Annotated in this window: 17 protein-coding genes; 8 read left to right on the top strand and 9 right to left on the bottom strand. The window is 68.2% G+C overall.

Going from position 1 to position 16,741, the window contains the following annotated elements:
• Positions 1-11: 11 nt before the first annotated feature.
• The 6 genes from AB0L70_RS10365 to AB0L70_RS10340 all read right to left on the bottom strand — a co-directional run bounded on the left by AB0L70_RS10365 (position 12) and on the right by AB0L70_RS10340 (position 5,474).
• Complete coding sequence (locus AB0L70_RS10365) at positions 12-1,391, bottom strand: MFS transporter (protein ID WP_363682244.1); 1,380 nt, start codon at positions 1,389-1,391, stop codon at positions 12-14.
• Positions 1,388-1,840, bottom strand: coding sequence for a MarR family transcriptional regulator (locus tag AB0L70_RS10360; protein ID WP_363682242.1), 453 nt, complete (start codon positions 1,838-1,840; stop codon positions 1,388-1,390). The genes AB0L70_RS10365 and AB0L70_RS10360 overlap by 4 nt, the downstream gene beginning before the upstream one ends.
• Positions 1,841-1,891: 51 nt before the next feature.
• Positions 1,892-2,200, bottom strand: a complete 309-nt coding sequence (locus tag AB0L70_RS10355; protein WP_363682240.1) for a hypothetical protein — start codon at positions 2,198-2,200, stop codon at positions 1,892-1,894.
• Positions 2,197-3,786 carry a citramalate synthase gene (gene cimA / locus AB0L70_RS10350; protein WP_363682238.1) on the bottom strand — a complete coding sequence of 530 codons (1,590 nt, stop codon included), beginning with the start codon at positions 3,784-3,786 and terminating at the stop codon, positions 2,197-2,199. Before cimA ends, AB0L70_RS10355 begins: the two co-directional genes overlap by 4 nt.
• A 222-nt stretch (positions 3,787-4,008) precedes the next feature.
• Entirely contained in the window at positions 4,009-4,416 is a 408-nt protein-coding gene (locus AB0L70_RS10345; RefSeq protein WP_363682236.1) for a hypothetical protein, read from the bottom strand.
• A gap of 11 nt (positions 4,417-4,427) precedes the next feature.
• Positions 4,428-5,474 carry a LacI family DNA-binding transcriptional regulator gene (locus tag AB0L70_RS10340; protein ID WP_363682234.1) on the bottom strand — a complete coding sequence of 349 codons (1,047 nt, stop codon included), beginning with the start codon at positions 5,472-5,474 and terminating at the stop codon, positions 4,428-4,430.
• Between the two features lie 128 nt (positions 5,475-5,602).
• Here AB0L70_RS10340 and AB0L70_RS10335 point away from each other — a divergent pair, with 128 nt between their 5' ends.
• The 8 genes from AB0L70_RS10335 to AB0L70_RS10300 are packed head-to-tail and all read left to right on the top strand — an operon-like array spanning position 5,603 to position 14,255.
• Positions 5,603-6,919: an ABC transporter substrate-binding protein gene (locus tag AB0L70_RS10335; RefSeq protein ID WP_363682232.1), complete on the top strand. Its 1,317-nt coding sequence runs from the start codon at positions 5,603-5,605 to the stop codon at positions 6,917-6,919.
• Positions 6,916-7,869 (top strand): sugar ABC transporter permease, encoded by a 954-nt coding sequence (locus AB0L70_RS10330; RefSeq protein WP_363682230.1) that lies wholly within the window; start codon positions 6,916-6,918, stop codon positions 7,867-7,869. Before AB0L70_RS10335 ends, AB0L70_RS10330 begins: the two co-directional genes overlap by 4 nt.
• The gene (locus AB0L70_RS10325; protein ID WP_363682228.1) at positions 7,856-8,725 is read left to right on the top strand and encodes a carbohydrate ABC transporter permease; all 870 of its coding nucleotides are present in this window, start codon (positions 7,856-7,858) and stop codon (positions 8,723-8,725) included. The genes AB0L70_RS10330 and AB0L70_RS10325 overlap by 14 nt, the downstream gene beginning before the upstream one ends.
• 10 nt (positions 8,726-8,735) lie before the next feature.
• Positions 8,736-9,503: an SDR family NAD(P)-dependent oxidoreductase gene (locus AB0L70_RS10320; protein ID WP_363682226.1), complete on the top strand. Its 768-nt coding sequence runs from the start codon at positions 8,736-8,738 to the stop codon at positions 9,501-9,503.
• The gene (locus AB0L70_RS10315) at positions 9,500-10,939 is read left to right on the top strand and encodes a heparinase II/III family protein (protein ID WP_363682225.1); all 1,440 of its coding nucleotides are present in this window, start codon (positions 9,500-9,502) and stop codon (positions 10,937-10,939) included. The genes AB0L70_RS10320 and AB0L70_RS10315 overlap by 4 nt, the downstream gene beginning before the upstream one ends.
• A 3-nt stretch (positions 10,940-10,942) precedes the next feature.
• Positions 10,943-12,937 carry a heparinase II/III family protein gene (locus tag AB0L70_RS10310; RefSeq protein WP_363682223.1) on the top strand — a complete coding sequence of 665 codons (1,995 nt, stop codon included), beginning with the start codon at positions 10,943-10,945 and terminating at the stop codon, positions 12,935-12,937.
• Complete coding sequence (locus AB0L70_RS10305) at positions 12,934-13,503, top strand: DUF624 domain-containing protein (protein WP_363682221.1); 570 nt, start codon at positions 12,934-12,936, stop codon at positions 13,501-13,503. Before AB0L70_RS10310 ends, AB0L70_RS10305 begins: the two co-directional genes overlap by 4 nt.
• 2 nt (positions 13,504-13,505) lie before the next feature.
• Complete coding sequence (locus AB0L70_RS10300; RefSeq protein ID WP_363682219.1) at positions 13,506-14,255, top strand: polysaccharide lyase family 7 protein; 750 nt, start codon at positions 13,506-13,508, stop codon at positions 14,253-14,255.
• A gap of 54 nt (positions 14,256-14,309) precedes the next feature.
• Here the strand turns inward: AB0L70_RS10300 and AB0L70_RS10295 are convergent, their stop codons facing one another.
• From AB0L70_RS10295 to AB0L70_RS10285, 3 genes are all read right to left on the bottom strand, one after another.
• A complete protein-coding gene (locus tag AB0L70_RS10295; RefSeq protein ID WP_363682217.1) occupies positions 14,310-15,401 on the bottom strand; it encodes a branched-chain amino acid aminotransferase in 1,092 nt (363 codons plus the stop codon).
• A gap of 81 nt (positions 15,402-15,482) precedes the next feature.
• On the bottom strand, positions 15,483-16,532 hold the full coding sequence (locus tag AB0L70_RS10290) for a 3-isopropylmalate dehydrogenase (RefSeq protein ID WP_363682215.1): 1,050 nt from the start codon (positions 16,530-16,532) through the stop codon (positions 15,483-15,485).
• Positions 16,529-16,684, bottom strand: a complete 156-nt coding sequence (locus tag AB0L70_RS10285) for a hypothetical protein (protein WP_363682213.1) — start codon at positions 16,682-16,684, stop codon at positions 16,529-16,531. The genes AB0L70_RS10290 and AB0L70_RS10285 overlap by 4 nt, the downstream gene beginning before the upstream one ends.
• Positions 16,685-16,741 lie beyond the last annotated feature (57 nt).

Genomic DNA, 16,741 nt, shown 5'->3' with positions numbered 1-16,741 from the left:
GAGCGAACCTCTCAGGTGGGTTGGGTGGAACCGATCCGGCCGAGCGATCGGTCCAGAACGGTGACCAGCACGAGCAGACAAGCGAGCACGAGCAGGAACAGCGACAACTCGTGCAAACCGGCCGTGGTCGCGCCGTGCTGGAAGAATTGCGCGTTGGCAGCGGCAGCGATGAGAGCACCGACGTACCCGCACGTGCGCAGCAAGCCGGCGGACGATCCGATTCGAGCCGGATCCGCCTGGTGATACAGGGCGTTCTGGTTGGCAAGCCCGGTGAGCCCCTGCGACAACCCGGCCAGTACACCGACCAACGCCAGTACAGCGATCACCGTCTGCGCCCCGACGAACTGCGGTGCGATCGCCGCCGCCGCCAGGAGGATGCTCCCGGCAACGAGTTTGCCGCGCACCTTCGCCCGGCGACCGGTGATCACGATGATCAGCACCGCGCTGACCGACAGCGGCAGCATCAGCAACCCGGCGGACGCGGCGCCCAGCCCACGCCCTTCCTCGAGCCACTGCGGGAAGCCGTAAAGGAAAGCGTACGAACCAACCATCGCCAGCACTTGCCGGATGTACGTCGCGATCAACGGGACGTTCCCGCCCAGCACCTGCAGGTCGATGAACGGCTCCACCACCCGCAACTGCACGAGTACGAACGCCACCCCGAGGGCAACCGCGAGTACGACCAGATACCAGCGCGACAACCGCGGCTGCATCAGGAACAGCATCAGCGAAACCAGCGTGGCCGTGAACAGCGCGATGCCCGGGTAGTCGAGGCGACCCGCGGCGCGAGTACGCGGCCGGCCTCGGCCCGGCAACCACAGCACGCCGAGGATCACGCAGATCACCGACAGCGGCACGTTGATGGTGAAGATCAGATGCCACCCACCGAGCCCGATCAGCAGACCACCGAGGGTCGGCCCGATCACCGCGATCACCTGGTTGGACACGGACAAGATGCTGAGGATCCCCGCCGGCGTCTTCATCCCGGTCCGGTCGGCCTCACTGCGGATCAGCGACATCGAGGCCGGGTACGCCGCCGACGTCCCGAACCCGAGCAGCACCCGCGAGACGATCAGTACGCCGAGAGTCGGGGCGAGCGCACCGAGAAGACCGGCGATCCCGACCACCGCCGTACCGATCAGGTAGAGCGGCCGGGGTCCGTAGAGATCGACGAGCCGACCGACCACGGGCTGGCCGACCGCGGTCGCGAGATAGAGGCCGGTGATCAGCCAGGCGGTCTCGGACGGCGGTACGCCGAAGCTGGCGCCGATCGGGATCAGCGCCACCGCGAGCATCGACGAGTTGATCGGGTTGAGGATCCCACCGATCACCATCGGCGCGATCAACCGGCGCTCGAAACGGGCCGGCTCAGCAGGCACTGCGGACGTCACCGGCCGATCGCCGCCGGGGTGGACTCGAGGGCGTTGTCGAGCAGGGCGAGCGCCTTCAGGATCGTCTGGCGTTCAGCCTCGGTACAGCGGTCCTGCAACGTCTGCGCGAGCCACTCCTGCCGGACCTTCCGGTCGCCCTGGAGACGATGACGGCCCGCTGTGGTCAAGGAAACGACTTGGCGGCGGCCGTCCTCAGGATCGGGATGACGCGAGATCAGATCGTTCTCACGCAGCGCGGCCAGGATCGCGGCCATCGACTGCGGGCGAACCCGCTCGGCCGCGGCCAGGTCACTCGCCGACGCCGGGCCGTCCTTGTCGAGCCGGCTCAGCACCGAGGACTGCGAGGGGGTCAGGTCGTCGGTGTCCGCGAGCTCCTTCAGCCGCCGCTTGACCCGTCCGAACACGACGCGCACCTGACTGGCCGCCTGCACCGCCGACGCTGAGATCATGATCCCAGCGTAGATTCATCAGTCTGGACTGTCCAGTTTCAACTGATCAGATCAGACTGTTGAATAGCTCACCTCGAGTACGCCGACGACCTTGTCCAGCCGGGCCGCGACCCGGCCGGCGTCGAAGCCGTCGCCGGCCACGACGACGCGCAGTGTGCACTCCTCGAGCGACAACGCCAGCTCGCGGACGTCGTACGGGTTGAGCAGGACCGCGATCCGGGCCAGCATGCCGCAGGTCTCGACCACCTCGGCGGTGAAGACCGTGGCGGTAGGCCCGGGCACGACCGCGAGGGCGGCATCGGTAGCCGGATCAGCTGCCAAGGCGGTTTCCGCAACCGGGTTGACGGTGAGTGCGCTCATCGGACGACCTCCTTGTGGCGCAGGAGGCCGAAGGTGAAGCCGTCGACGAGTGCCTCCCACGACGCCTCGACGATGTTGTGACCGACCCCGACCGTCACCCACGAGCCTTCGCCGTCGGCGGTCTCGATCAGGACTCTGATGACCGCGTCCGTGCCGTGGCCCTGGTCGAGGATGCGGACCTTGTAGTCGACCAGGTCGAACTTGTTCACGACCGGGTACGCGCGCTCGATCGCGGTCCGGAGCGCATGGTCGAGGGCGTTCACCGGCCCGTTGCCCTCGCCGGTGACGATCTCCCGCTCTCCCCCGGCGACGAGTTTCACGGTCGACTCCGACACCGCTTCGCCGTCGGCGCGCGACTCGGTGATCACCCGCCACGACTCGACGTCGAAGAACGACGCCCGCTGCCCGGTCACCTCTTCGGTCAGCAGCAGCGAGAACGACGCGTCCGCGGCCTCGAAGGTGTACCCGCGGGCCTCCATCTCCTTCACCCGGTCGGCGACCCGGGCGACCAGCTCGCGGTCACTGCCGAGGTCGAAGCCGAGCTCACGGCCCTTCAGCTCGATACTCGCCCGGCCGGCCATCTCCGAGACGAGCATCCTCATGTCGTTGCCCACCCGGGCCGGATCCGTGTGCTGGTAGAGATCGGGATCCACCTTGATGGCGCTGGCGTGCAGGCCCGCCTTGTGGGCGAACGCGGACACACCGACGTACGGCTGCCGGGTCGACGGCGGCACGTTCGTCACTTCGGCGATCGCGTGGGCGATCCGGAACGACTCGGCCAGCTTGCCGGCCGGGAGCAGTTCCATTTCCCGCTTGAGTTCGAGGTTGGCCACGATCGCGAGCAGGTCGGCGTTGCCGGTGCGTTCGCCGTACCCGTTGATCGTGCCCTGGACGTGCGTGACGCCGGCCTCGACGGCGGCGACCGTGTTCGCCACCGCGCAGCCGGCGTCGTTGTGACAGTGGATGCCGAGCCGGGCCCCGGTGGATTCGAGCACGTCGCGGACAATTTCCTGCAGCTCCCGGGGCAGCGTGCCGCCGTTGGTGTCGCACAGGGCAACCACGTCGGCCCCCGCCTCGGCGGCTACTCGTACTACTTCCAGTGCGTACGCGCGGTTGGCCCGATACCCGTCGAAGAAGTGCTCGGTGTCGAGGAAGACCCGCTGACCGTTCTCGCGCAGGTGCGCGACCGTGTCGGCGACCATCCGGAGGTTCTCGTCGAGTGTCGTCCGCAAGGCCCGTTCGACGTGCGCATCGTGGCTCTTGGCAACGAGTGTGACCACGCCGGCGCCGCAGTCGCGGAGCGCGGCGACCTGCGGGTCGTCGGCCGCGGTCGTCTCGGGCTTGCGGGTCGCGCCGAACGCGGCGAACGTCGCCGTACGCAGGTGCAACTCGGTCCGGGCCCGCTCGAAGAACTCCGTGTCCTTGGGGACCGCGCCCGGCCAGCCGCCCTCGATGAAGCCGACCCCGAGATCGTCCAAGTGCTGCGCAATGGCGATCTTGTCGGCCACGGACAGCGCCAGACCCTCCTGCTGCGCACCGTCGCGCAGAGTCGTGTCATAGACGTGGAACTCGTCCGAGATGCTCATGGTCGGCCTTCCGGTGGGGGCTGGTGGCAAACAAAAAACCTCCCGCATGGTGCGAGAGGTCTGCGCGCTCAGGTACTGCCGGCTGAGCGCGCCTAGGGAATAATCACCAGGTAGTTCTTCATGACATTTCGCAGTCTGCCACACAATGTCCGGACCGTGATGAGAATGTCTCGCATCACGAACATTCAGTACGCCGACCAGTACTGACGAGTGCGGTGGAGTTCAGGCAGTCAGCGTGGTGAGCGCCCAGCCCGGGTCGTCCCACGCGGTGTAGAAGTCCTCACGGCAGAGCGGGCGGAGACCCCACTCCTCGCGTTCCAACGCCTTGTCGGTGAGCATGCCCTCGTCGTCCTCGAGGCGCTGCCACCAGTACCGGGTGACATCACCGTCCTCCCGGACTCCCAGCTGCCGTACGACGACCCACTCGCGCTCGTGCCAGACCGCCTCGAAGAGCCAGTCGGTCCCGTTCTCGTCGGCCAGGGCGCCGTACGTGCGCGACGCGGTCCCGCGATCGAGGTCGCGGATCAGCTCGACCGTCGACCGGATCGCGGCGGTCGTCTCGGGCGACCAGTCACGGCGCTGCGCGAGCTCCGCGTAGTAGGCCTCGACATCGTCCGGGAAGGCGCTCATGTCGCCCGACCCTATCGAACCGGGCTGGTGGAGGCACGGACGACCAGTTCCGGCCGCATCAGCAGCGACTGGCCGGGCATCGGGTCGCCGCTGTCGATCCCGGCCCGGAGGTGATCGAAGGCGGCCGCCGCCATCTCGGCCAGCGGCTGACGGATCGTCGTCAACGCCGGTGCGGCCAGATCGGCGAGGACGATGTCGTCGAAGCCGATGACCGAGACGTCGTCGGCGACCCGGAGCCCGGCGTCGCGGATACCGGCGCAGACACCGAGGGCGCACATGTCGTTGACCGCGACGATCGCGGTCGGCGGCTCGGGAGTCGCGAGCAACTCGGCCGCCGCGGTCCTACCGAGGCCGGCCGCGTCCAGATCGCCGTACCGGTGGCTCGGGCCGCCGGACCAGACCAGCGCCTTGGCGGGATCGAGCCCGGCGTCCTCGAGCGCGTCGGAGAAGCCGCGGAAACGTTCACGCCGGTTCACGCTGCCGAGCGCACCGGAGACGAACGCGAGTCGCCTGTGCCCGAGATCGAGCAGGTGCTGCGCCGCGATTCGTCCGCCGAGAACGTTGTCCAGGCTGATGTTGACCAGGCTCTCGTGGTCGCCGGCCTGAGCGGTCCGGTCGAAGGCGACCAGGTGCAGCCCTTCGTCCACCACGGGCATCAGGTGACTCAGATCGGGTAGCGACGAGCACAGGACGACGCCGCGGATGCCGTCGGACCAGAGCTCGTCGACGTACCGGCGCTCGCGGTCGGGTTCACGCTCGCTGTTGCAGAGCAGCACGTGGTACCCGGCCTCGAGCGCGGTGGCCTCCAGGTGCCGGGCGAACGTGCCCCAGAACGGGTTGGCGACCGACGGCACGACCAGGCCGATCACCTGGTTCCGCCCGGTGCGGAGCTGCCGCGCGGCCCGGTTCGGCCGGTAGCCGAGCTGCTCGATCGCGGCCTCGACCCGGCGCCGAGTCGCCGGCAGCATCCGGCCGGCCCGCCCGTTCAGCAGGTTCGAGACCGTGCTCGGCGAGACCCCCGCCTGCGCGGCGACCTGGTAGATCGTCACACCACCCATGCGGTGAGGGTACCGGCCAGATCGTCTGCGGGCCAGCCATTGACAAGTCGCAATGCTCGCATCGATCATCGCTAAATCGATGCACTGGTAAATCGATGCACTCAGACAATCCCGGAGGGGTGAGGCCGATGAATCGGCAACCAGCGGGCAGCACGCGGCGCGAGTTCGGGCAACGGGCGGGCCTTCTGATGCTCGGGCTGCTCGCGGCCGGCTGCGGCGGACCGGCACCGGCGAAGTCAGGGCAGAGCGGCGGTGCGGTGACCGGCGAGATCCGGATGATCACGCCGATCTTCGAGGGGTCCGACGGTGCGCAGGTGCTGTCCGGACTGATCGCCGACTTCACCAAGCAGCACCCCGGTGTCAAGGTGACGCCGGACTACACGACGTACGCGAAGCTCAACGAGAAGCTGACCACCTCGCTGGCCAGCGGGCGCCCGTACGACGTGATGCTGATGGGCGTCGGGTGGATCCCGCCGTTCGCGGCCAAGGGAGTGCTCGCCGACCTCGGTGACACGCCGGCCGCCCTGACCGCGGAGTACAACGATCGCGTGGTCCAGCCCGGGGTGTACGACGGCAAGGTCTACGCGCGGCCGATCATGCTGGACACCCGGTTCGGGTACTACCGCAAGGACATCTTCCAGCAGGCCGGGCTCGACCCGGAGAAGCCACCGGCGACGTTCGCGGAGATCCGCGACTACGCCCGCAAGCTGACCGTCCGCGGCAGCGACGGCAAGTTGACCCGGGCCGGGATCGACATCCTCGGTATCGACATCCGGCAGGGATTCGAGACGCTGGTCTGGGCCGCGGGCGGTGACCTGTTCACACCGGACGGCAAGGTCGCGTTCAACCAGCCGAAGGCGGTCAGCGCGCTGCAACTGATGACCGACATCATCCGGACCGACAAGTCCGAGGACCTCGGCTTCACCGAGCCCGGTGCGGCGACCGGCGTACCGATCGTCCAGGGCCGGGCCGCGATGATGCTGGGGCACAACAACACCTGGCAGGAGTTCGAGCAGAATGCCGCCGACCTGGTGAAGAGCGGCAAGATCGGCTTCTTCGTGATCACCGGCGAGCGGCCCGCGCTGTTCCAGGGCGGCACGATCGGCGCGGTGTCGGCGAAGTCGAAGGTGCAACCGGCGGCCAAGGAATGGGTGAAGTACCTCGCGTCCTCGGGGCCCTCGCTGGCGGCCAACCAGCAGCGCGGCAACGTGCCGGCGCTGAAGAGCCTGCTCAGCTCGGAGTACGTGCAGAAGAATCCGGCCGTCCAGTTCGCGATGAAGAACCTCGGCAACGCCTACTCCGAGGGCGGCATCCCGGCCTGGCTGCAGATCCGGGGCGACTTCAAGGCCACCATCGAGTCCGCCCTGCTCGGCAAGCAGTCACCGCAGCAGGCCCTGGACGATCTGGCGAAGAAGGCCGACGCGGCGATCGCCTCCGGCAAATGACGACGACCGCGGTACGGCGGGAAGCCGTGCGGACGCCCGCGGTCCCGAAGCCCCCGCGACGTGGGCGGCGGCTGGGGTGGGAGCGGCGGCGGGCAGGCGTACTCATGCTCGCCCCCGCCGTCATCCACCTGGCCTGGTGGATCGGCATCCCGACGATCGCGTCGGTGGTGCTCGCGTTCACGCATTACGACGTACTGGCCGGGACGATCTCGTGGGCCGGGCTGGGCAACCTGCGCGACATCTTCGCTGACCCGATCTGGATCCGGTCGATCTGGCACACGGTGATCTACACGTTCTTCACCGTGCCGGTGGCGATGGCGATCGCGGTGGTGATCGCCGTCCTGCTGAACACCAACCTGCGCGGCCGGGCCTGGTACCGGGCCGCGTACTTCCTGCCACACATCACCGCGACCGTCGCGATCGCGCTGGTCTGGATGTGGATGTTCGAACCGACCATCGGCCTGTTCAACGCCGTGCTCGACCAGGCCGGTATTCGGGGGCCGGCCTGGTTGTCGGACCCGCACTGGGCGATGCCCGCGGTGATCGTGGTCAGCGTCTGGAAGGGCATCGGTCTGAAGATGCTGATCTACCTGGCCGCGCTGCAGTCGATCCCACCGGAGCTGTACGAGGCGGCGTCGGTGGACGGCGCGAACGCGCGCCGCTCGTTCTTCGCGATCACGCTGCCGATGTTGCGACCGGCAACGTTCTTCGTGTTCGTGGTCTCGCTGATCGACTCCTTCCAGGTCTTCGAGCAGGTGTACGTGCTGACGCCGGACGGCGGTCCGGCGAACGCGACCACCGTGATGACGCTGGAGATCTATCGCAGCGCGTTCGGCAAGTTCGACATGAGCCGGGCCTGTGCGCAGAGTCTGGTGCTGTTCGTCTTCCTGCTCGTGCTCACGGCGATCAGCCGGCGGCTGACCGGAAGGGACCGAGATGCAGACTTCTGAACGGGCGGCGAGCCGGGTCGTCCTGCACCTGGTGCTCACGGTCGGCGCGCTGCTGATGATCGTGCCGTTCGCCTGGATGGTGCTGTCGTCGCTGAAGAGCCACTCCGAGATCACCTCCTATCCCCCGACCTGGCTGCCCCGGCACTGGGACTTCGGCAACTACCCGGCCGCGCTGAAGTTCGCGCCGTTCGGGACGTACTTCCGCAACAGCCTGATCATCGCGACCGGGCACACCGTGCTCAACGTGGCGCTCGCCTCGATGGCCGGGTACGCGTTGGCGCGGGTCCCGTTCCGGGGGCGGAGCGTGCTGTTCCTGGCGATCCTGGCCACGATGATGATTCCGACGTACACGAAGATCGTGCCGCAGTACCTGATCGCCAAGGGGATGCCGTTCTTCGGTGGCAACGACTACCTCGGCCGGGGCGGTTCGGGGTGGCTGGACTCGTGGTGGGCGCTGATCGTGCCGGGCGCGCTGACGCCGCTGGCGATCTTCCTGTTCCGCCAGTTCTACCTGTCGCTGCCGCGAGAACTCGAGGAGGCGGCCCGGATCGACGGGATGGGCGAGTTCGGGATCTACGCGCGGGTGATGACCCCGCTGATCAAGCCGGCCATCGCGACCGTCGCGCTGATCACCTTCGAGAACAGCTGGAACAACTTCCTCTGGCCGCTGATCGTGACGACTCGCGACGATCTGCGGGTGATCCAGGTCGGGCTGGCCGCGTTCCAGCAGAGCGAGCGCACGTTCTGGGAGTACCTGATGGCCGGGACGACACTGGCGACGGTGCCGATGATCGTGTTGTTCCTGCTCACCCAGCGGTACTTCGTCCAGGGATTCGCCAACAGTGGCATCAAGTAAGGGAGCCGATATGACGTTCGAACTCACCGGCCGCCGGGCACTCGTCACCGGCGCGGGCCAGGGCATCGGCGCCGCGATCGCGGTCGCACTCGCCGATGCCGGAGCCGATGTGGCCGTGCACTACGCGCACTCCGCCGATGGAGCCGCCGAGGTGGTCGGCCGGGTCGAGCAGGCCGGACGCAAGGCCGTTGCCCTCGGCGCCGATCTCACCGTGACCGCTGAGGCCGACCGGATGGTGGGCGAAGCCGTCTCGTTCCTCGGCGGGCTGGACATCGTGGTCTGCAACGCCGGCCACCTCGTCGGCCGGGTGGCGGTCGCAGACATGTCCGACGAACACTTCGATGAGGTGCTCGCCGTCAACCTCGGTACGGCGTTCCGCACGATCCGGGCCGCGATCCCCGCCCTGCGTCAGGCAGGTGCGAATGGTCGGGTGGTCACGATGTCGTCGCTGGCGGCGCACAACGGTGGCGGCGCCGGATCAGCCGTCTACTCGGCGGCGAAGGCCGGGATCCGCGGGCTGACCAAGGGCCTGGCCAAGGAGCTCGCCGCGACGGGTACGACGGTCAACGCGCTGGCACCGGGATTCATCGGGGACACCGCGTTCCACAACACCTTCACGCCGGCCGACGTACAGCAGAACATCGTTGCGGGTACGCCGCTCAAGCGGGCCGGGACCGTCGACGAAGTGGGTGCGGCCGTGGTCTGGTTGTGCTCCGACGGCGCGGGCTACATCACCGGGTCTACGATCGACATCGACGGCGGGGCCTGGTTCCGGTGAAGCTTCCCAGTGAGCGGGGCGGGTGGTGGCATGCATACGTGTGTCCGGCCCACGGGGTCGAACTCGACCACGTCGACCTGCTCTCCGGTGAGTTCCCGGCCGGTGGTGCGCCGTGCTCGTATGGCTGCCGGATCGACACGCCTGCGGTTCGTGGTGCGTGGACTGTGCTGGCGCATCAGGCATGTGCCGCCGAGCTCCTGAGCCAAGCCCGTGCGGGTGAGGATGTGACCGCCGACCTGGAGTCGTACGCGCGGCTTTACGCTTCGGCTGCTGCAGAGGTGGACCCCGGCGTTCAGTCGTGGATGTTGCGGGGGACGCTGTTCCATCAAGCGTTGACCGAGTCGATCTGGGCGGTCACGATCGCCCGGGCAGCCTGGCCCGCGCGTACGCCGGCGATCGCTGAGCTCCTGCGACGGCTCACCGACGCAGCGGCCGAGGCGCGGGACAAGCTGGTTGCTGAGGGCAAGTTCACGTCGAACTACGTCGCCTGGCTGACGGCCGCGGGATACCTGTGTTCGCGCGATCCGGAGTGGCTCGAGGGTGAGCACGGGCTCTACAACCATCTGCTCGCGGCCACATCCGAGGATGGCTGGCAGTGGGAGGCGAGCACCTACTACCACTCGTTCGTGCTCCGGGCTGCTGTCCTTGCGACCGAGGGTCTGACTGTTCCGGACAAGGTTGCCGACCGCATGCAGGCGATGGGTCGCGTGCTCGACAACCTCCGCTTCGGCGATCACCTGGCTGCACTCCATGACGGGCCATATCGTCGTCCGGGCTACACGGCGGAGCTCGTCGAACTGGGCTCGCCTCGCCCGGCGCCGAACGGGGTCACCGTTTGCGCCACTTACGCCGTACTCAGGACGGATGAGCTGCTCGCGATTGTGGACTTCGGGCCGCACGGTGGTTCACACGGGCATCGGGACAAGCTCTCGCTGTACCTGTACGGGCGGGATGCGTGGCAACCCGATCCTGGACAGGTTCCGTACGGGCACACGGGCTGGCGGCGGTACTACGCGAGTACGGCGGCTCATCCGACCTTCCGGATCGACGACCAGGAGCAGGCGGAGTGCACGGGACGGTTGATCGAGGCAACGGATCGCTCGGTCACGGTCGCGTGTGACGACGCGTATCCCGGGGTGACTGCGACGAGGCGGGTGACCATCGCTGGTGGTGAGCTGACGGACGAGTTGGTTGTCGAGTGCACCGACCCACGGAAGATCACCGCGCAGCTCCGGCCCGGCGTACCGCTGGTTGTGAACGGGATGACGACGGACTGGGGGTCGTTGCGCGGTGAGCACGTCGGGCCGCCGGAGTTCCTGGTGCGACCGGGGCCGGGCCCCGCGGACGATCCGCAGCGGGTGGTGCAGCAAGTCGACTGGTCGGCGTACGACGCGACCCGGGCGACGTTCTCTTCGACCTATCGCACGGAGGTGTAGCGCATGTTGCTGCTCGGCGACCTCGATCAGCTGAAGGCGTCACTGACCACGACCCATCGGGCCCAGTGGCGACGGCTCTACGAACAATGCGAGACGTACCGTCAGCAGGTGCCGCCGGTCGAGCATCCGACCGCGAGCATCACGTACTTCGGGCCGGCGGCCGCGAACCTCGCGCTCGCCTACCGGCTGACCGGGCAGCGGCACTACCTCGAGGAGGCGTGGCGCTGGATCTCCACCTGCATCGCCTATCCGCATTGGGGCAAGGCGAAACTGCCCGACCACGACCTCGACGCAGGCTGGTTGCTGCACGGTCTGTCGCTGGCGTACAGCTGGCTGGGCGACGATCTCGAGGCCGATCGCGCCGAGCAGCTGCGGGCCAAGCTCGCGTTGCAGGGCGAGCGGTTGTACGAGTACGCCGTACAGACCGAAGGCAGCTGGTGGTCGTCGAGCTACTGGCAGAACCACAACTGGATCTGTTACGCCGGGCTCGCCACTGCCGGGTACGCGCTCGACCAGCCGGACTGGACGAAACGGGCCCGGGACAACTTCGAGACCGTCCTCGCATTGCTGCCGGCTGATGGCTCGGACTCCGAGGGCGTCGTGTACTGGCGGTACGGCGTGCCCTGGCTGGCCGTGTACGCCGACTTGCTGCAGCGGACCGAGGGCGTGGACGTGTGGTCCGGCTGCGATTTCCTGGCGAACACCTTCCGCTGGCGGTTACACCAATCGGCACCAGGCTTCGAAGAGAACATCGACCACGGTGACTGCCACGACCGACGCAGTGGGCACTCGGTCGCGCTGTACTACCGGTTCGCGTCGGCCTATCAGGACGGGCAGGCGCAGTGGCTCGCCGATCGCGTCGCGGACGAGTACTTCTGGCGCGAGGCCTACGCGTCCGGCGTGAAACCCGGTGTGATGCCGGAGGCGTTCTACGAGCTGCTGTGGTTCGACCCGACGGTCCAGCCGGTCGACCCGTCCGCCGGGCCTTGTACGGCGTACTTCCCGGATCTCGGTCAGGTGGTGAGCCGGACCTCGTGGGACTCGGATGCGACCGCGCTGTCGTTCAAGTCGGCGCCTGGTGGTGGGAACGGTGCCTGGGATGCCGCCGAGCGCTACCGCCGGGAACGCGGCTGGGAGACGCTGAACGCCGGGCATCACCACCCCGACGCCGGTGCGTTCGTGTTGATCTCGGAGGGCGCCTTCCTGGCGGTCGACGACGGGTACAGCAACCGCAAGCGGGCTGAGCACCACAACCTGGTCCTGGTCGACGGCCAGGGCTGGCGGGGCGAGGACCGCTATCACGTCTACAAGGACCTGCCGTACGACGCGCGCCCGACGCTGACCGACGTACTGGCGGTGGATGGGTTCGTGCATGCGACCGCGTCGACGGCTGCGATGTTCGATCCGGAGCTCGGCGTACGGCGGGTTGATCGGACCATGGTGGTCACACCGCGCGGGCGGCTGGTGATCCGGGACGAACTCGCGGCTGATCAACCGCGGACGTGGACCTGGTTGCTGCATTCGGACTGGCCGAGCGAGCAGGTGTCGGATCGGGTGCATGCACTGCGCTCGGGTCCTGGGCAGGCGTGGGTGACGAGGTTTCACGACGACGTCGCGGTGGAGACGTCGCAGACCACGATCGAGGCGAACCCGACCGCTTCCACGCCATCGCTGTCGATCACCAAGCACCTGCAGCGGCTGAGCTGGACCACGCCGGCGCAGGCGACCGCGTCGTTCCTGACGGCGATCGAGCCGACGTCGGCACTCGCTCCGGGCGAACCGTCCGCGCGCGGTGGTGAGCGGTCGGTGGAGTTCGAGGGTGAGCAGGTCTGGTTCGGGCCTGTGATCGGGGCCGGCGGGATGATCGCCACGGCGACCGCGGTGATCCGTAGCGGCGATCGGCTTGCGGTGGTCGGGGCCACTCACCTGAGCCTGGATGGCCGGAAGCTGCACGAGTCGACCGAACCGTTCACCGGCGTACTGGAATGGTCGTCATGACGATGCGCGTGCTGCTCCGGTGGATGGAGTGGATCGCCGTACCCGCGGCGGCCGGGCTCGCGTGCAGCCTGCTCAGTCTGGGCGTCGTCACGTGGTTGCCCGCGCTCGCCGCGGCCGCGCAGGTGCTGCAACGCTGGCGATCGGATGGTGACCAGCGGGCGTTCGTCGGCGTCTTCGGCGCCTTCGGTGCGCAGTGGCGATCCCTCTGGCGGCACAGCCTGATCTCCACCGCGATCGGCGTCGTACTCCTCGCGAACCTCACCTTCCTCGCGGGCCGGACCGGCGTCGCCTTCGTCTTCTTCGCGGTCCAACTCGGCCTGGCCGCAGCGTTCCTCACCTATCACCTGGCTCTGGCCGCCGCCGCCGGCCGTCGTGACGCGTTCGCACGGCAGACGGCGGTCAAGCTTGCCTTCGGCAAATACGGCGTGTTGTTGCTACTAGCAACCGTCCTCGCGGTCCTGCTGACCGCACCCCTCGGCATCGGCCCACTCCTGTTCGGCCCCTCGCTCCCCCTTCTCCTGGCACTGGCCTTTCTCGACCGCCCCATCCCCACACCCGAGAGGTAGCCATGAAGACCCTCCAAATCCTCCTCACCACCACCCTGATCGCAACGGCAACCGCGGTCGCCGTCCCACCAGCAAACGCCACGTACGTCGACGCCCAGGTGCCGGCTGATGTGCTGAATCTGAGCGACTGGAAGGTGACGTTGCCGACTGGGTCGGAAGGTAGTCCGACCGAGGTGAAGCAGCCGGCGTTGGACAGCTTCTCGGTTGATCCCTACTTCACGGTGGTTGGTGATGGTGTGCAGTTTCGGGCGCCCGTTAACGGGGTGACTACGAGTGGGTCGAGCTATCCGCGGGCCGAGTTGCGGGAGATGACGGACGACGGGAGCAGTAACGCGAGCTGGTCGTCGACCTCGGGTACGCACACGCTGGTGGTCAGCGAATCGTTCGATCACCTGCCGGCCGACAAGCCGCACCTGGTCGGCGCGCAGATCCACGACGCGGACGATGACGTCACCGTGTTCCGGCTCGAGGGCAGCAGCCTCTACATCACCGACGGCGACACCACGCACCACAAGCTGGTGACGAGCTCGTACACGCTCGGCACCGTCTTCGAGGCGAAGTTCGTGGTCAGCGGCGGCCAGGTGAAGGCGTACTACAACGGCGTCCTGCAGACCACGCTCAGCAAGAGCTTCTCCGGCGCCTACTTCAAGGCCGGCGCCTACACCCAGGCCAACTGCTCGAACTCCGCCCCCTGCGCGGACTCGAACTACGGCCAGACCACCATCCACAGCGTCAGCGTCACCCACTCCTGACGTACGACGGCCTCCCCGGAACCATCCCGGGGAGGCCGTCGGTGTCAGTAGGGCTCAGCAGACCCGGGTCATCCAGCCGTGCGGGTCCGCCGCCCGGCCGTACTGGACGTCGAGCAGGGCGCTGCGGACAGCGGCCGTGACCGGACCGCCGTTGCCGTCGCCGACCTGGACGTCGCCGTCCTTCCACTTCAGCGAGGCGACCGGGGTGACGACCGCGGCCGTGCCGCAGGCGAACACCTCACGGACCTTGCCGGAGGCCGCGCCGTCGCGCCACTCGTCGATCGAGATCTTCCGCTCGGTGACGGTGTAGCCGAGGTCGGTGACGAGCTTCAGGATCGAGTCCCGGGTGACGCCCTCGAGGATCGTGCCGGACAGCTCCGGCGTGACCACGGTGTTGTCGTCGAGGACGAAGTACAGGTTCATCCCACCGAGCTCTTCGACCCACTTCTTCTCGACCGCGTCGAGGAACGCGACCTGGTCGCACCCCTCGCCGACAGCCTCGGCCTGCGCGAGCAGCGAGGACGCGTAGTTGCCGCCGGTCTTGGCCGCCCCGGTGCCACCGGGGGCCGCCCGGGTGTACTCCTCGCTCAGCCAGATCCGGACCGGCTTGACGCCGCCGGAGAAGTACGAGCCGGCCGGTGAGGCGATCAGGCAGTACGTGACCTGCGCCGACGGGCGGACACCGAGGAACGGGTCCGAACCGAACATGAACGGCCGCAGGTACAGCGACGTCTCGCCGCCGCCGGGCACCCAGGCCTGGTCGAGCTCGACCAGCGTGCGCAGGGAGTCCAGGAACACGCTCTCCGGCAGTTCGGGCAGCGCCAGCCGGTGGGCCGAGCGCGCGAACCGGGCCGCGTTGGCCTCGGGGCGGAACATGTGGATCGAGTCGTCGGGGTGCCGGTAGGCCTTCATCCCCTCGAAGATGCTCTGGGCGTAGTGGAACACCGAGGTCGCCGGAGACAGCTCCAGCGGCCCGAAGGCGGTGATCCTCGCGTCGTGCCAGCCGGACTCCCGGGACCACGTGGCGATCGCCATGTGGTCGGAGAAGTACTGCCCGAATCCCGGGTTCGCCAGGATCTCGGCGCGCTGGTCGTCGCTGGCCGGTTGGGTGTTCGGCTCAACTGCAAATTCCAGATCGGCGCTCATAGCCGCACCGTACCTCTCGACCAAGTGGTCAGGCGAGCATCACCCTGCGCCGTGGCGCAAGCCTCACGCGACGTCACCGCTTCACCCGGCCGCGCGCTTGGCGATCGCGTCGCCGATCTCCGCGGTGGCCCGGGGCGCGCTGGTGCGCTCCTCGATGTCGGCGGTCACCGCCGCCTCGATCGCGGCCGCCGCCTCGGTCAGGCCGAGGTGGTCGCACAGCAGCGCGGTGGACAGGATCGCCGCGGTCGGGTCGGCCTTCTGCTGGCCGGCGATGTCCGGCGCGGAGCCGTGCACCGGCTCGAACATGCTCGGCGCGGTCTTGTCCGGGTTGATGTTGGCGCTCGCCGCCAGCCCGATCCCACCGCTGATCGCGGCGGCCAGGTCGGTGATGATGTCGCCGAACAGGTTGTCGGTGACGATCACGTCGAAGCGGGCCGGGTCGGTGACCAGGAAGATCGTCGCCGCGTCCACGTGCAGGTAGTCGACCGCGATCTCCGGGAACTCCGCGGCGACCTTGTCCACGGTCCGCTTCCACAGGTGACCGGAGTACACCAGCACGTTGTTCTTGTGCACGAGCGTGAGCTTCTTGCGCGGCCGCGCCTGGGCCCGGGCGAACGCGTCCCGGACGACCCGCTCCACGCCGTACGCCGTGTTCACCGACACCTCGGTGGCGATCTCGGCCGGCGTGCCGACCCGGAGCGCGCCGCCGTTGCCGACGTACGGGCCTTCGGTGCCTTCGCGGACGACGACGAAGTCGACCTCACCCGGACTCGCCAGCGGGGAGCCGACGGACGGGTAGATCTTGGAGGGACGCAGGTTCACGTAGTGGTCGAGGGTGAACCGGAGCTTCAGCAGCAGGCCACGCTCGAGTACGCCGGACGGGACCGACGGGTCGCCGATCGCGCCGAGCAGGATCGCGTCGTGGCCGCGAATCTCCTCCAGCTCGGCGTCCGGCAGCGTCTCACCAGTGGCGTGCCAGCGCTTCGCACCCAGGTCATACTCGGTCCGCTCGAACGTCACGCCGTGCTGCGCCGCGACCGCATCGAGCACCTTGAGCGCCTCGGTGGTCACCTCGGGTCCGATCCCGTCCCCGGGTACGACGGCCAGCGTGAAGTTCTTGTTGTCGCTCACTTCTTGGGTTCTCCCCCATTGTCGCGGCGGTTCATGGCCTCTTGGACAGCCTTGACCTCGTCACTCACCCGGCGGGTGGTCCGGCGACGCCGGGTCGCCTTCCGCTCCCGGGCGTCGATCGCGGGCCAGTTGGCTGGATACATGTCGTACATGCTGCTCCTCCCGAAAGGGTCTCGCGGGCGGCAGGGCGCTCCAAAATTTACTCTGAC

It is taken from the genome of Kribbella sp. NPDC051952, from assembly GCF_040680855.1.
Lineage (GTDB): Bacteria > Actinomycetota > Actinomycetes > Propionibacteriales > Kribbellaceae > Kribbella.
This window is presented reverse-complemented; position numbering and strand designations above follow the sequence as displayed.